This window comes from Thiomicrorhabdus marina, from assembly GCF_017571465.1.
GTDB classification, from domain to species: domain Bacteria; phylum Pseudomonadota; class Gammaproteobacteria; order Thiomicrospirales; family Thiomicrospiraceae; genus Thiomicrorhabdus; species Thiomicrorhabdus marina.
Genome location: NZ_JAGETV010000041.1, coordinates 1 through 16,016, shown reverse-complemented (window position 1 = coordinate 16,016; position 16,016 = coordinate 1). Strand labels below are relative to the sequence as shown.

At 42.0% G+C, this 16,016-nt stretch carries 12 protein-coding genes and 3 tRNA genes; 3 read left to right on the top strand and 12 right to left on the bottom strand.

The window, feature by feature from the left end:
- Positions 1 to 19 precede the first annotated feature (19 nt).
- From J3998_RS12600 to tig, 8 genes are all read right to left on the bottom strand, one after another.
- Positions 20 to 95, bottom strand: a tRNA-Val gene (locus tag J3998_RS12600).
- A gap of 86 nt (positions 96 to 181) precedes the next feature.
- A tRNA-Asp gene (locus J3998_RS12595) sits at positions 182 to 258 on the bottom strand.
- A gap of 1 nt (position 259) precedes the next feature.
- Positions 260 to 335 (bottom strand) — tRNA-Val (locus tag J3998_RS12590).
- Positions 336 to 469: 134 nt separating this feature from the next.
- Positions 470 to 742 (bottom strand): HU family DNA-binding protein, encoded by a 273-nt coding sequence (locus tag J3998_RS12585; RefSeq protein ID WP_173272221.1) that lies wholly within the window; start codon positions 740 to 742, stop codon positions 470 to 472.
- 107 nt (positions 743 to 849) lie between these two features.
- Positions 850 to 3,264 (bottom strand): endopeptidase La, encoded by a 2,415-nt coding sequence (gene lon / locus J3998_RS12580; protein WP_208151022.1) that lies wholly within the window; start codon positions 3,262 to 3,264, stop codon positions 850 to 852.
- 209 nt (positions 3,265 to 3,473) lie between these two features.
- Positions 3,474 to 4,727, bottom strand: coding sequence for an ATP-dependent Clp protease ATP-binding subunit ClpX (clpX, locus tag J3998_RS12575; protein ID WP_208151021.1), 1,254 nt, complete (start codon positions 4,725 to 4,727; stop codon positions 3,474 to 3,476).
- Between the two features lie 18 nt (positions 4,728 to 4,745).
- On the bottom strand, positions 4,746 to 5,345 hold the full coding sequence (gene clpP, locus J3998_RS12570; RefSeq protein WP_208151020.1) for an ATP-dependent Clp endopeptidase proteolytic subunit ClpP: 600 nt from the start codon (positions 5,343 to 5,345) through the stop codon (positions 4,746 to 4,748).
- Between the two features lie 298 nt (positions 5,346 to 5,643).
- Positions 5,644 to 6,960: a trigger factor gene (gene tig, locus J3998_RS12565; RefSeq protein ID WP_208151019.1), complete on the bottom strand. Its 1,317-nt coding sequence runs from the start codon at positions 6,958 to 6,960 to the stop codon at positions 5,644 to 5,646.
- A gap of 295 nt (positions 6,961 to 7,255) precedes the next feature.
- On the opposite strand from tig, the gene J3998_RS12560 reads away from it, so the two are divergent.
- Positions 7,256 to 7,465, top strand: coding sequence for a YgaP family membrane protein (locus tag J3998_RS12560; protein WP_208151018.1), 210 nt, complete (start codon positions 7,256 to 7,258; stop codon positions 7,463 to 7,465).
- Positions 7,466 to 7,539: 74 nt separating this feature from the next.
- On the opposite strand, the gene J3998_RS12555 is transcribed toward J3998_RS12560, so the two are convergent.
- On the bottom strand, positions 7,540 to 8,703 hold the full coding sequence (locus J3998_RS12555) for a peptidoglycan-binding domain-containing protein (protein WP_208151017.1): 1,164 nt from the start codon (positions 8,701 to 8,703) through the stop codon (positions 7,540 to 7,542).
- A gap of 477 nt (positions 8,704 to 9,180) precedes the next feature.
- Between J3998_RS12555 and J3998_RS13435 the strand changes: the two genes are divergently transcribed.
- A complete protein-coding gene (locus J3998_RS13435; RefSeq protein ID WP_279576317.1) occupies positions 9,181 to 9,315 on the top strand; it encodes a hypothetical protein in 135 nt (44 codons plus the stop codon).
- A 343-nt stretch (positions 9,316 to 9,658) separates the two neighbouring features.
- On the opposite strand, the gene J3998_RS12550 is transcribed toward J3998_RS13435, so the two are convergent.
- From J3998_RS12550 to J3998_RS12540, 3 genes are all read right to left on the bottom strand, one after another.
- Positions 9,659 to 10,168, bottom strand: a complete 510-nt coding sequence (locus J3998_RS12550; protein WP_208151016.1) for a DUF3010 family protein — start codon at positions 10,166 to 10,168, stop codon at positions 9,659 to 9,661.
- A 145-nt stretch (positions 10,169 to 10,313) separates the two neighbouring features.
- Positions 10,314 to 13,154, bottom strand: a complete 2,841-nt coding sequence (locus tag J3998_RS12545; protein ID WP_208151015.1) for a bifunctional aconitate hydratase 2/2-methylisocitrate dehydratase — start codon at positions 13,152 to 13,154, stop codon at positions 10,314 to 10,316.
- A 221-nt stretch (positions 13,155 to 13,375) separates the two neighbouring features.
- Entirely contained in the window at positions 13,376 to 13,951 is a 576-nt protein-coding gene (locus tag J3998_RS12540; RefSeq protein WP_208151014.1) for a hypothetical protein, read from the bottom strand.
- Positions 13,952 to 14,334: 383 nt separating this feature from the next.
- Here J3998_RS12540 and purB point away from each other — a divergent pair, with 383 nt between their 5' ends.
- Positions 14,335 to 15,735, top strand: a complete 1,401-nt coding sequence (purB, locus tag J3998_RS12535) for an adenylosuccinate lyase (RefSeq protein ID WP_208151013.1) — start codon at positions 14,335 to 14,337, stop codon at positions 15,733 to 15,735.
- Positions 15,736 to 16,016: the final 281 nt, after the last annotated feature.

Here is a 16,016-nt window from a genome sequence, read left to right as displayed (position 1 = left end):
ACTACCGCTCCGAATTGTATGGTGGGTGATACTGGGCTCGAACCAGTGACCCTCGCCTTGTAAGGGCGATGCTCTCCCAACTGAGCTAATCACCCGAAGAGAAGACTTTCTGCCTTCTATCCGTATACAAACCAATAAGTGTTTGCATAAAAAAACGAGTTAACAACTCGTTTTAGAAATATGGCGGAGCGGACGGGACTCGAACCCGCGACCCCCTGCGTGACAGGCAGGTATTCTAACCAACTGAACTACCGCTCCATGGTGGGTGATACTGGGCTCGAACCAGTGACCCTCGCCTTGTAAGGGCGATGCTCTCCCAACTGAGCTAATCACCCAATTAGCTGCTTACTTTATCTACTTAAACAAACTGGTTTAAACCTTGCTTGTTAAGCGCCGCGCTAATTGATGTGGCGTATTATAGGGCGTTGCGAGAGCATGTCAAACGTTTTTTTAGACTTTTTTACGCCAATTAATTTACAGCGTCTTTAAGTGCTTTACCTGGCTTAAATTTAGGTACTTTAGCTGCAGGAATTTGCATTTCTTTACCCGTTTGCGGGTTACGACCAGTGCGCGCAGCACGCTCACCAACAGCAAAGGTACCAAAGCCGATAACAGCAACAGAATCACCTGAGCTAAGCGCTTTAGTGATTGAAGCAACAGTCGCGTCTAGTGCCTTACCTGCGTCTGCTTTAGTTAGTCCTGATTCTTCTGCGATAGCACTGATTAGTTCAGATTTATTCATTAGTTTTCTCCATGAGATTTAATTGTTATATATCCAGCTCAAAAGCTTAAGCATTTATAGCAATCATCGCTTCGTAGTGTCAAGCAAAAACACCGTAAAAACGTTATTTAATGGTGTGCATTAGATTTTTTAACGTCCACCGCTAATTCTTTATCAGCAAATCCTTCTACTTCTGGCTTTTCGGATAAAGGCTGCGGCATTTCCGTCAAGGCAATTTTTAGCACCTCCTCAATCCACTGAACCGGGCAAATATTCAGTTCATTTTTAATTTCCTGCGGCACATCAGCCAAATCACGAACATTATCTTTGGGAATTAACACCGTCTTAATTCCACCTCTTAGCGCGGCCAATAACTTCTCTTTCAAACCACCAATCGGTAGAACTTCGCCACGAAGCGTAATCTCGCCTGTCATTGCCACGTCAGATTTAACTGCTGTATTTGTCAAAACAGACGTTATCGCAGTACAGATAGCAATACCGGCACTAGGACCATCTTTCTTAGTTGCCCCTTCTGGAAAGTGCAAGTGCAAATCAAAATTTTCATAGAAAGATTTATCCAAACCAAGCATAGCCGAGCGTGTACGAATGACGCTCATCGCGGCCTCAACAGATTCCTGCATAACCGAGCCGAGTTGACCGGTACTCGATAACTTCCCCTTACCGGGCATTGCTGTAGCTTCAATTCGCAATAAATCACCACCGACCCGCGTCCATGCAAGCCCTGCAACCTGACCAATCCGATTTTCTTTATCTGCCAATCCGAAACGATATTTGGCAACGCCTAAATAATCTTCAAGACTATCCGATTCAACCGTTAATGGTGCTGTAAACTCACCTGAATCAAGTTTTTTCACCGCTTTACGGCAAATCTTGGCTAACTCACGGGCTAGCAAACGAACACCGGCTTCACGAGTATAAATCTGAATAATTGACAAAATCGCCTCTTCAGTCACCTCAACTTCATCTGTTCTCAAGCCATGTTCTTTCATTGCTTTCGGCAATAAATGACGCTGAGCGATATTCAACTTTTCAGCTTCGGTATAACCGGCAAGGTTAATCACTTCCATACGATCCAATAAAGCTTCGGGAATATCCATTGAATTAGAGGTTGCAATAAACAAAACATCAGACAAGTCATAGTCAACTTCAAGATAATGATCATTGAAGGTGCTGTTCTGCTCTGGATCAAGCACTTCTAACAGGGCAGAAGCCGGATCACCACGCATATCGCTCGACATCTTATCAATTTCATCAAGCAAGAATAGCGGGTTACGCGTCCCGGCAGCATGCATTTTTTGAATGATTTTACCTGGCAAGGCGCCGATATAGGTTTTACGATGTCCGCGAATTTCTGCTTCGTCACGCACACCACCTAGAGCCATACGCACATATTTACGATTGGTTGCCTCGGCAATTGATTTTGCCAAAGAAGTTTTACCGACACCTGGTGGACCAACTAAACAAAGAATCGGCCCTTTCATTTTACGAACACGTTTCTGAACGGCTAGATACTCTACGATACGCTCTTTAACTTTTTCCAATCCATAATGCTGAGCATCAAGAATTGTCTCTGCACGGCTCAAATCTTTAGAAACTCGACTACGTTTTTTCCAAGGCACATCCAGCAACCAATCCAGATAGTTACGAACCACGGTAGCTTCCGAGGACTGCGACGGCATCATACGCAGCTTTTTAATTTCTGCTTTTGCTTTGGTCTTAGCCTCTTCCGGCATCCCAACTTCTTCGATTTTTTTATTCAGTTGATCGACTTCGCTTAATTGGTCTTCTTCGCCGGATAACTCATAATGAATCGCCTTCATTTTTTCGTTCAGATAGTACTCTCGTTGAGTTTTTTCCATCTGCTTTTTCACACGCGAAGTGATACGTTTTTCCGATTCAAGAATTTCTAATTCGGTTTCGACAATGGTCAGAATCTTTTCCAAACGACCGCTAATAGTAATCATTTCTAGCAATTCTTGTTTGGTTGGCAAATCAATAGTGATATTGGCAGAAATCAAATCCACTAGACGCGACGGTTCATCCTCGTTTTGCACTGAGCGCTTTACTTCCGACGGGATTTTTTTCTTAAGATCAGCATAAACACCAAAGCGATCTTTCAGAGCACGAAGCAGAACCTTTTCATCCAGTGGATCTCCTGCTTCAACATCCATCTCTTCGATGTCACCAAGCAAGACACTATGATCCATGTGAAGACTGGTTAAACGGAAACGCTGCACCCCTTCCACTAAAACTTTAACCGTACTATCCGGCAGTTTAATTAGTTGTAGAATATTGGCCATAGTGCCGACTTGATACAAGTCTTCTAATTCCGGCACGTCCAAATCGGCTTTTTTCTGCGCAACCAAAAAGATCTTCTTGTCGCCCTTCATGGCTTCATTTAAGGCTTGGATCGACTTTTCTCGCCCGACAAACAACGGCATAACATTTCCAGGAAACACCACAACGTCACGAAGCGGCAATACCAAAACGTCCATTTTCATAGTAATTTGATCCATATCCATCCTAATTTCCTTTCTGTGTGTTCTCATCAACTACAAGAACAAATGCTAAGTGCTGATAAACAGAATTCTGTTTTTATTATTCAATTTTGTTATCTGTTAAGCACAGATTACCACTTGTACAATATTTGAAAAGCAAAAAACCCAGCAGAGCTGGGTTTTCATGGCAATCAGAGCCTAATTCGACAGAAAGTAATGCGTTTTACATTAAATTACTCACTGACCGCTTTTGGCTCGTTTTCGTTATAAACCAGCATTGGTGTCTTTTTACCCAAGACGACTGCTTTGTTAATAACGACTTTCTCGACATTTTTCAAGCTTGGCAGGTCATACATCGTTTCTAAAAGAATCTGTTCCATAATCGAGCGTAAACCACGAGCACCGGTTTTACGCTTAATTGCCAAGTTTGCCACTTCCTCGATTGCATCTTTACGGAACTGTAATTCAACGTTTTCGAGTTCAAACATTTTTTGGAACTGTTTAACCAAAGCATTTTTCGGCTCAGTTAAGATTTTCACCAATGCTTTAACATCTAGCTCTTCTAGCGAAGCAATCATCGGAAGACGACCGACAAATTCAGGAATCAGACCGAATTTCACTAAATCTTCCGGCTCAATCGCTTGATAACGTTCAGAAAGCGTTTTCTTCTCGTTACTAGAACGAACGGCTGCCGAAAAACCAATACCGGTATCTGTTTCGGTACGCTGTTCAACGATCTTATCTAGCCCTTCAAAAGCGCCGCCCACAATAAACAGAATCTTTGAAGTATCCACTTGAATCAGCTCTTGATTTGGGTGCTTACGACCTCCATGAGGGGGAACTTGTGCAATCGTCCCTTCAATCAACTTTAATAGAGCCTGCTGAACACCTTCACCCGAAACATCGCGGGTAATCGATGGGTTTTCAGATTTACGGGTAATCTTATCGATTTCATCGATATAGATAATACCGCGCTCGGCTTTTTCCGGATCGTTATCACAACGCTGTAGCAACTTCAGTAAGATACTTTCAACATCCTCCCCAACATAACCGGCTTCCGTCAAGGTCGTGGCGTCTGCCATAGCAAAAGGTACGTCCAGTAAACGCGCTAATGTTTGTGCTAGAAGTGTTTTACCCGAACCAGTCGGACCAATGAGCAAAATGTTACTTTTAGTTAGTTCAACATCATCTTTGACGTGCGCCGTTTGTAAGCGCTTATAATGATTATAAACTGCTACCGACAATACTTTTTTGGCTTGATCCTGACCGATGACATAGTCATCAAGCGTCTGCTTGACTTCGTGCGGGGTCGGCAGATTTTGTAAATCCAACTCCCCAAATTCGCCTTGACCAAACTCTTCATCAAGAATGTCATTACACAGCTCAACACATTCATCACAAATATAAACAGATGGCCCCGCAATCAATTTACGAACTTCATCCTGACCTTTACCACAGAATGAACATCTTAGATTTTCATCACTCATATACTTCACCCCAAGATGTTATCGTGCATTCAGCACTTCATCGATTAGACCATACTCTTTGGCTGCTTCAGCACTAAGGAAATTATCACGATCGGTATCTTTTTCAATTGTTTTAATGTCCTGACCGGTATGGTCTGCCAAAGCTTGATTTAAACGCTGTTTAATATCAAGAATCTCCTGTGCATGGATTTGAATATCGCTTGCTTGGCCTTGGAAGCCGCCTAAAGGCTGATGAATCATGACACGCGAATTTGGCAATGCAAAGCGCTTGCCTTTCGCCCCTGCCGATAGCAAGAACGCTCCCATACTCGCCGCCTGACCAATAACCATAGTGCTTACATCAGGCTTAATAAAACGCATCGTGTCATAAATCGCCATACCGGCCGTTACACTTCCGCCAGGAGAGTTGATATACAGACTTATGTCCTTATCCGGATTTTCCGATTCCAAAAAGAGCAACTGCGCAACAATCAAGTTCGCCATATGATCCTCAACCGGACCAACCATAAAAATGACACGCTCTTTTAGTAGACGAGAATAAATATCAAACGATCTTTCCCCACGGCTGGTTTGTTCAATCACCATTGGAATTAATGCGTTTTGAATCGAATTATCCATAATGTAAATAATATCCTTTGTACTCGAGAACTTGCGCGACGTATAACCGCCATACCGGCAAGTACTTAGATAAGCGGCGCAATGCACCGGCTTCTTGTGTTTTCAAAGATTAACCATTAAGCAGAACTTAGCGATTAACCCTCAATATTCGTATTTATCGCTATCTTAGCCTTTTTACAAGCAAAAAAAAACTTAACCCCAATGACAAATCCAAGATTACATCATCAAGATTAAGTTTTATCGACTCTAAATCATTAATTCAAGGTTTGTCTCTTGAATTACCATTAAGAATCAGCGATTAACCGAAGTTGCGGTTCAGCACTTCTTCAAAAGATTTCGCAACTTCTGTTACTTTTGCTTCTGATTTAACTTTTTCAGCAACTTTGTTCTCAACCAAAACAGAACGGATCTCGAAGCGAGCGCCTGGGTTTTGAGCATACCAGTTAACCACTTCAGCAGGATCTTCATAAGAAGACGCTTGTTCAGTAATAAACGCTTCAACTTCTTCGTCAGAAGCTTCTACATTGTTTGCTTTAATAATATCACCAAGGATCAAACCTAGCTTAACGCGTTTGTTAGCTTCTTCTTCAAACATTGCAGATTCAAGATTAACATCACCTGCGGCCATACCACGTTGTTGCATATCCTGTTTTGCACGCTCCATTAAACTTTGGATTTCTTGATCGATCAAAGATTTTGGAATTTCAACGTCAACAACTTGTTGCAGACCTTCTAGCACCGCTGTACGGTTGTGCGCTTCAACAGCGCGCGCCAATTCCTTAGTCATGCTATCTTTGATTTCAGTCTTAAGTGCTTCTTCAGTCCCTTCTTCAACACCAAACGATTGAACAAACTCTTCATCAACATCTGGTAATTGCTTAGTAGAGATCGAGTGAACAGTAATATCGAAAGTTGCGGTTTTACCTTTTAGATTTTCAGCATGATAATCTTCCGGGAAAGTCACTTCAATTTGACCTTCTTCCCCTTTTTTCATACCAACGATGCCATCTTCAAACCCAGGAATCATACGACCTGAACCCAGCTCTAAAGGAACATTTTCAGCTGAACCACCCTCAAAAGCTTCACCGTCGATTTTACCTAGGAAGTCAATGATAACCTGCTCACCTTTCTTGGCTTTTTTCGCAGCGCTTTTTGAAGGTTTCCAAGCCATACGTTGTTCACGCAGACGGTTAATCATTGTTTCTACATCTTCATCCGTTACTTCAGACTTAATCGTTTCAACTTCAACCGAAGAAAATTCAGGAAGCGCGATTTCTGGGTAAACTTCAAAACGTGCGGTGAAAGTAACTTCTTTTTCACCGTCTTTTAGCTCATCAAATGCAGGATAGCCTGCTACTTTAAGAGACTCTTGCTCAACTGCATCATAAAATGCCTTCTGTAGCGCTTCACCCATTAGTTCTTGACGAACTTCCGCACCGTGACGCTGCTCAACCATCTTCATCGGTACTTTACCTGGACGGAAACCGTCAATACGTACTTTGCGGCGGATTTCGTTCAAACGTTTGTTAATCTTTGCACCCATGTCTTCGGTTGCAAAAGTCACAGTCATTTTGTGCTCAAGACCTTGTTCCGGTTTTTCTACAGTTACTTGCATTTTATTTCTCAAAATCAAAATAGGGTTAGTTAAGTTCTAGAGTACGGCAATCAATTAATTCCTGCCGCATCCGTAAAAATTAGGTTCGGGATTATACTGGCTTGTGATTAAAAATTAAAGCACAAACGTAAAACCCTTGTAAAAACAACAACAAAAGCCATCCAGGCTCGCCAAAGCAAACATATCAACAGGTAAAAATTAATGTTAAAATATGCAAACAATAAATTTTGCCTAGTTTGTTACATAGAGCAATCGGCAAAAGAGCGTTTAATAATCTATGTTTTTCGGGGTTTTTATGACAGTAGAAAAAATGATTCTTTTGATTGCAGGTACCGTTGTACTGGCGAGTTCTATCCTAAGTGTTTATCACGCACCAGAATGGATTTACCTAACCGGCTTTGTCGGTGCCAACTTGCTTTTCGCGGGACTTACAGGTTTTTGCCCAATGGTTAAAATTTTGCGTAAGTTTGGAATTCAAAGCGGAGACGCTTTCCACCGCTCATAATTAGCTCAATGCTAAAAAAGCCGCCGTTAGCATTTTGGCTAACGGCGGCTTTTTTTGTCTTCAAAGAACAGTCATTACTTCATGATCCCCATTTGTCGGAGAACTTCAAAGGTAATCGCTCCCTCTGCCAACCCCTTATCGCGCTGATAACGAGTCAAAGTAGCGGAAGTGTTCGGTCCCCATAAACCATCAATTACTTCTAAATCATTAGGAGGACTCGGTTTCAGGTAACCTTCTTTTTCCAGAACAATTTGGATGCGTTTAACTAAGGCTTCGCTGCGATCCTGTTTACATACCGTTTTGCGTTCAGCTTTCGCTGCCGGAGCAATCTCTACCCGCGTTTCAACGGTTTCGTATTTAGCTGCTTGAGTAACTTGCATACTTTTCGCCTGCGTAATCTGCTCTTTAGTCATAACCGTTTTATATTTAGCAGGAATCGTTTTATAAGTTACTTCTTCGGGTTTGACTAAAACGGTTCGGGTAACTGTTTTGGTTTCTGCTGGAATGGTTTCACGCTTGACTGTTTTAGCTTTAACTAAAGTTTTTTGCTTGAGCGTTTTATACTCGTCAGGTACCTTAACCAAGCATTGGTATTCTCCATTCACCAGTTTCGAACCGGCAGAAGTTCTGTAACAAGGTTGCCACTCTTCATAACCATCACGTACCTTGATAGTTACCTCTTTAATAGCATACTCAGCCGGCACCGAAACCCATCGTTCACGAGCGGGTGTCACGACAACCTGTTCGGAAACTGTCTTATATTGAGCGGGAATGACTTTATCAACGACTTTTTGCTCGGGTGCTAGTTCAATCTTTTTCTCGATATTTCGATAAAGCGCAGGCTCAACTTCTTCATGAGTCGATTCAGGTTCAACTAAAACCTTCTGCTTTTCAACTCGAAATTTTGCAGGAATGACCAGTGTTTCGTAACAAGCCTTAAAAACAATACCGTCTACATTTCCTACAATTGAATTATCATCAAATTTAATTTCTTCCGATTCAGGTGAGTTCTGCTCTTTCAACACAGCAAACACTTCGGCTTGCTGCTGTTGCCTGCGCTGCTCATCTAAGATGCGCTGACGCTCCTCCGCTTTTGCTTTTTCAATTAACAAGTCGATGTCTGCCGGTGAAGTAATTTCCGACTTCTGTTCCGGTTCAGGTACATCGGTCAACATTGGAACACAGCCACTGGTTGCAATAACAGCCATGCTCAATGCGGTTAATTTAAAAACTTTCATCCTCTAAGCACCTTATCTATTGATTTTTTCAATCTGCTATTCTAACGGAATGTTCCATAAATAAAACCACCCTCGTTAGCAAACTTTATTGAATGAACTGATGTATTCGTACATCTACTGATTTAAGGAATAATTTTGTGGCTCGCACACCTTTCTTATGCATTCTCTAAATGTATGATGGGGTAAGAAATTAATACGACAGTCCTATCTCAATCTTTTCTGGAAAAATCCCAGCAAACTTATTTTTAACCAACATTTAACAAGTGTCTTACACGGCTTATCGGCCAAGTAAACAAAGATTGTTTTTAACTGACTTTTGTCTAAACCGATTACGAGAAGTGCCTGATTTAGGAGATTTGACCGATAGTATCCCGGTGTAAAGAACAATAAATTAGTAATCAGAACAGGGCTTTGCTATTACAAATAGCGCTATCAAAACAACCATTTGCACCACAGCACAGAAAAAGGAAGATTATTATGAAAAAGTTAGTTTTAAGCACCGTATTCGGGCTATTTTCATTGAGCGCAATGAATTTATCCGCCTGCCCTATGTCGGACTTTGATCTTGATCAACATCATGCCGAATTAACACAAGCAATCAATTATCAATGAATAGGAGATTTTAAAGCTACTGACTTAAGAAAATGCAGAATGGGAAAGGTTCAATAACGCTTTTCTTTCATTATTAGAAAAGCGTTTAATTGCGTTACGGAGGGTTGTTCAAGATGACGGTTAATAATATTCGAGCATAAAAGATATCAGCAGTCTTGTATGCTGCTTAACGATCTCTCACAAATGTCATCCAAGAACTTTATGAATTGCTTCATTGCGAAGTTCTAGCGAGCACTGAAACGGATCAGATTTAATAAACTGGCAACAAAGCACCCTCAAAGCAATCCGTTTGCCTCCAAAAAGTCATTACTCATCATTGCAAAAGCATTTATCATTAACAAACCTAGTCTTGCTCATCCTCTTGCTGTGCTTCACGCTTTTCTTTACGTTTGGCGATTTCTTTCTGACGCATTTCTTCAACTTTTCCTTTCGGATCGGTTAGTTGCGCATAAGCGACTTCAAACGCACCCTGTTGAAATTTTTTCATACCCGTTTCGGAAAAATCGATTGCCGACGGGTATTTCTTGGCAATCGCCTTTTGCGTAGCACTATTCATTAATGAAACCGTACAATTGTCCAGTAACTGAATTACCGCTTCTAATTTAAAACCATTCGCGCCCCCGGCAAAACGCCCTTTTTTCATGCGTTCACGAATAACAATTTGATTGATCTGATAGTCCTCAACTAACTTGGCGACACTCTTCTGAAAATAACGTAAATCCTCAACATTATCCGGATTACGGCAATTTAATTTTCGAGCACGACACTCCGGCAGATAAAACATTCCCATTTGATATTCGAGCAATGCAACTACTGCATCGTTTCCTGCCAATTCAATTCCCAATACTCTCAATTCTTTTTCCTCTGTAAAACGGCCATGCAGTAAAAAGCCACAAAACTAAAAAAGCCTGAACCCGCAAGAATATCGGACTCAGGCCTTAATGTCGATTTAATAAAATATCCCGCAAATTAACTGCGAATTATGTCATTACACGATTTTAGATATTAAACTCAATTGTCGAAGCAGAAGAAGCGACGCTTAATTCTTTTACTGGTGGAGCAAAGTCAGTTAAGTTAATGCCTTCAACTGCCGCTTTGTACTCATCTAACGTTGGCGTACGACCAAGAATCGTTGAAAGCACAACAACTGGCGTGGATGCCAATAGAGATTCCCCTTTCTTCTCGTTTGAGTCTTCAACAACACGACCTTGGAATAGACGCGTTGAGGTTGCCATAACCGTATCACCTTTCGCCGCTTTTTCTTGGTTACCCATACATAAGTTACAACCAGGACGCTCTAGGTACATGATGTTCTGGTAAGCGGTACGAGCCGCTTCTTTTGGATCGCTATCATCAAACTCGAAACCAGCGTATTTCTGTAGAACTTCCCAATCACCTTCGGCTTTTAGTTCATCAACAATGTTGTAGGTTGGCGGTGCTACAACCAGCGGAGCTTTAAATTCAACTGAACCATTTTGTTTTTCTAGGTTACGGAACATTTGTGCAATGATTTGCATATCACCTTTATGAACCATACAAGAACCAACGAAGCCAAGGTCGACTTGCTTTGTTCCACCGTAGAAAGAGAGACCACGAATCGCATCATGCGTATAACGTTTAGAAACGTCTTCATTGTTAACATCAGGGTCGGCAATCATTGGCTCATCGATTTGGTCTAGATCAACCACTAGCTCGGCATAATATTTAGCGTTGTCATCCGGACGAAGTGCCGGCTCGGCACCTGATTGAATATCAGCAATACGCTTGTCTGCTTTATCAATTAGACCTTGTAGCATGTGAACATCATTATCCATGCCTTTATCAATCATAATCTGCATACGATTTTTAGCGATTTCTAGAGATTCGATTAGCGTTGCATCTTCTGAAATATTGATAGACGCCTTCGCTTTCATCTCCGCCGTCCAGTCAGTGAAAGTAAACGCTTGGTCGGCCAGTAGCGTACCGATTTGTACCTCGATAATACGACCTTGGAAAACGTTCTCGCCAAACTCTTTTAACATTTGCGCTTGCGTTGCGTGAACTACGTCACGGAAATCCATATAACTCTTCATATGACCTTTGAAAGTCACTTTAACCGATTCAGGAATCGGCATAGTCGCCTCACCGGTGGCTAAAGCCAATGCCACAGTTCCTGAATCCGCACCGAATGCCACGCCTTTAGACATACGTGTATGCGAGTCACCACCAATAATAATATCGCGCTCATCTACAGTAATGTCGTTCAACACCTTATGGATAACGTCTGTCATTGCGTGATAACCGCCTTTCGGGTCACGACCTGTAATCATGCCAAAACGGTGCATGAAATCCATCAACTTTGGAATGTTTGCTTGCGCTTTAGAATCCCAAACCGATGCCGTGTGACAACCTGACTGGTATGCACCGTCTACGGTTGGCGAGATAATTGTTGCCGCCATTGCTTCAAGCTCTTGCGCCGTCATTAGACCCGTTGTATCTTGCGAACCGACAATATTAACTTTAACGCGAACATCAGAACCGGTATGCAATGGGGTTTTAGAGGTAACACCCACTGCATTACGGTTGAAGATTTTCTCTACTGCTGTCAGACCTTGGCCTTCGTGAGAGATTTCTTTTGACGGTGCAAACACTAATGGCGCTTCAACCCCTAGTGTTTCTGCCGCAAACGTTTGTAGTTTCTTACCGAATACAACAGCGTAAGAACCGCCTGCACGCATAAACTCGACTTTAGCTGGAGTGAAAGAGGCAGTAATATCCGCAAGTTCTTTATCGCCGTTGTAAAGTTTTTTCTCTTTGGTGTTGATGGTTAACACCGTTCCAGTATCAACCGCATACACCTGCTCTAAAATCGCTTCGCCGTTTTCATCTTTAACAATATTGCCGTCTGCATCGGTTTTCTTCACCCAGTTTTTCAAATCAATCCCAATACCGCCGGTTACGTCTACAGTGGTTAGGAAAATAGGAGAAATGCCGTTAGTACCTGCAACAATCGGTGCTTTGTTCACAAACGGAACATAAGGGCTTACCGGCTCACCGGTCCACAGCGCTACGTTATTCACACCTGACATACGAGAAGAACCTACACCCATAGTCCCCTTTTCAGCTACTAGCATGACTTTTGCATCTGGATTTGCTGCTTGCAGTTCACGAATCTTAGTTTGCGCTTCAGGAGTAATCATGCACTGACCATGCAATTCGCGGTCAGAACGAGAGTGCGCTTGGTTACCCGGTGAAAGCAAGTCCGTTGAGATATCCCCTTCCGCTGCAACATAGGTAACTACCTTAACTTCCTCTGGTAGTTCAGGCAGACTAGTAAAGAATTCTGCTTTTGCGTAACTCTCAAGAATATCTTTGGCTACCGTATTACCGGCTTTAAAAGCGTCTTCCAAACGAGCTGTGTCTGCTTCATAAAGGAATACTTGTGTCTTCAATACCTCAGCTGCTTGTTTGGCAATGTCAGCATCGTTACCAAGCGCAAGGTCTAACAGTACTTCGACAGATGGCCCACCTTTCATATGCGAAAGTAGTTCAAAGGCAAACTCAGGCGTGATTTCCGCAATCGTTGCTTGACCAAGGATGATTTCTTTTAAGAATTGTGATTTAACACCCGCTGCTGGTGTAGTACCGGGTAGAGTGTTGTAGATAAAAAATTGCAGTGAATCTTCGCGATAGGCATTATCCGTATCTTTAATTTGCGCGATGATTTCAGCTAAAAGCTCCGCACTATCAATCGGTTTTGCATGTAATCCAAGTTCCGCTTTACGGGTCTCGATTTCAGCCATGTACTCTTCATAAAGATTCGTTTGATCAGAAACGGGCTGTAGGTTAGCGTCTACCATCTATAACTCTCCACAAGACTATTCGATCGAATGATCGATAAATATTAAAAATTCATAATGAGATTATGATACCACAATTGATTTTTATGCCTATGCCCTGAAAGCCATATAAATACAGCCTTTTTAGCGAAAAAAAGAAGAATGTGAAATCATTGTAGGCATGTAAATAAAAAGCCAGCAAAAAGCTGGCTTTTCAAAAAAATTGGCAGTAAACAAGTAGATTACTGTGCCGAGGTGGCAACCGTATTTAAATCCTGCGGATAAAGTTTTTTATCAATTGCACATGACTGATTGAAGTCGTTAACCGATTGGTTATAGCCCGCCGTTTTCTCGCGATAGCTCGCCTGCATATTGTTGTAGCCTTGTACCTTCAAGCGTAAAGCCGAAATTTTATCGTTAAAAGCCTGTAAGGCAGCGGTATACTCCTCATAGTTTTGACGCTCGCCCAACCCTGGTTTTTGGTACTTTTCCAAGTCCGCTTTATCTTGCTGCAACTGTTCATTTTGTTCTTCAATCGCTTGACGTTCTACATCGATACTTTGTTGTAAATCTTTTAAAGCGCCTTTCTGCGCAGCGAAACTTTCTTGAAGTGAGATACATTGGCGTAATTTCACAGGGGTTAATACCTCATAACCATTCTGCTTGCCATAATCACGAAGCCCGGAAAAAGTGCTGTATTGAGTCGTTTCTTTTTTAACAACTTTTTGCTCTTCTGCACACCCGGTCAATCCCAAGCTAGCAATACTTGACGCAAGTGCGACGGTTATCAATTTTCTGTAAGGTTTTGCATTCATCATAATGTCTCTTGATTTCCTAGAAAAAACTAGGATGCCTCTAAAATTTAATCGATCTATTTTTCGCAATAGATTCTTGTTATCCAGGACCAATCCACGAAGCCAACCACTTTTTTATCTCTATTTTATGCTCTCGTATAAATCAAAGTAAAAACAGATAGTTAAGGTAGCTTTTACGGCTAGTCATTTTGGAATTTTAACCATTAACCGCAGTAAATACAATTTACTGTTGCGCTATTAGCCATTTCTCGCAGGTCGCAGAGACAACTTTAGTATTTAAGGGATTTTTTACCATTCCCCTCAAGTTATTTGTTTTTCTAATATCAACACAACTTTAGGCTATAATATTGGGCTATTTTTCAACTTGTTAACAAAGGGTTTGTGGAATGTTATTGTCAGAATTAACTGCAATTTCTCCGGTTGATGGCCGTTACGGTGCTCGTCTAGGTAATCTAAAAGAAATTTTCAGCGAATACGGTTTAATTAAAAATCGAGTTAAAGTCGAAGTGTTCTGGCTAAAAATGCTGGCGAACCATCCACAAATCACAGAAGTTCCCGCTCTATCATCGGATGCAGAACAACACCTAATGAAATTGGTTGACGATTTCACGCTCGAAATGGCACAACGCGTTAAAGAGATTGAACGTACGACTAACCATGATGTTAAAGCGGTTGAATATCTAATCAAAGAGCACTTTGCAGATAACGAAGAATTGATGGCGGTTTCTGAATTCGTTCACTTCGCCTGTACCTCTGAAGACATCAACAACCTGTCTTACGCTTTGATGCTGAAAGACGCACGTGAATATGTGATCATCCCTGGAATGGACGAAGTCATCGCTAAGATTGCAGAAATGGCAACCGAGATGGCAGACATTCCAATGCTTTCACGTACTCACGGCCAGCCAGCATCTCCGACCACTGCAGGTAAAGAGTTTGCTAACGTTGCTTATCGTCTTCAGCGTCAAGCGAAACAGCTTATGGATGTTCGCATCATGGGTAAAATCAATGGTGCAACCGGTAACTACAATGCTCACCTTGCAGCTTACCCTGAAATCGACTGGTACGCCCTGACTGAACAGTTTGTAAACAGCCTTGGCCTAATGTGGAACCCATACACAATCCAAATCGAGCCGCATGACTATATCGCTGAATACTTCCACGTTATGCAGCGTTACAACACCATTCTTATCGACTTCGATCGTGACGTATGGGGCTATATCTCTAACGGCTTCTTCAAGCAAAAAACCGTTGCCGGTGAAATCGGTTCTTCGGCAATGCCGCATAAAGTTAACCCGATTGACTTTGAAAACTCCGAAGGTAACTTGGGGATCGCCAACGCAATCTTCGACCACCTAGGTCAAAAACTGCCAATTTCCCGCTGGCAGCGTGATCTGACGGACTCAACGGTTCTGCGTAACCTTGGTGTCGGTGTTGCACACACAATGATTTCGCTACAAGCGACCATGAAAGGCTTAGGTAAGTTAGAAGTTAATGCCGATGCGATGGCACAAGACCTAGATAATAACTGGGAAGTTCTAGCGGAAGCGATTCAAACGGTCATGCGTCGCCATGGTTTTGAGAAACCATACGAGAAACTAAAAGACCTAACTCGCGGCCAAAAAGTAAACAAAGAAATCATGCAGAACTTTGTTGATAGCCTAGAAGGTCTACCAGAAGACGCTAAGCAACGTCTACGCGATATGACACCGGCGACTTACATCGGTAACGCGAAACAGCAAGCAGCAAACATTGAGCTAGCAAACACGATTCTTAAAGGTCGCTAATTCAATTTATTTGCTGTAATTGACTAAACGTTTCTTAGTTTGTAAAAGCCACTAGATTAAAATCCGGTGGCTTTTTTATTTCTTCTTTTGAGCGCCTCATTAAAAACTTAACCGAAATCTACCTTTCCCACGAATCCACATCATTTGATTTACTTTATTCCTCGCCACTAGGCATAATAAAGCTCAAGTGGTAATCCCCCCGAAAAATAAACGCAGTTAAAAGTAGAATTTTCTCGTAATCTACACGCAGGAGATTCTGCATGAAAAAATCAAAATTCAGT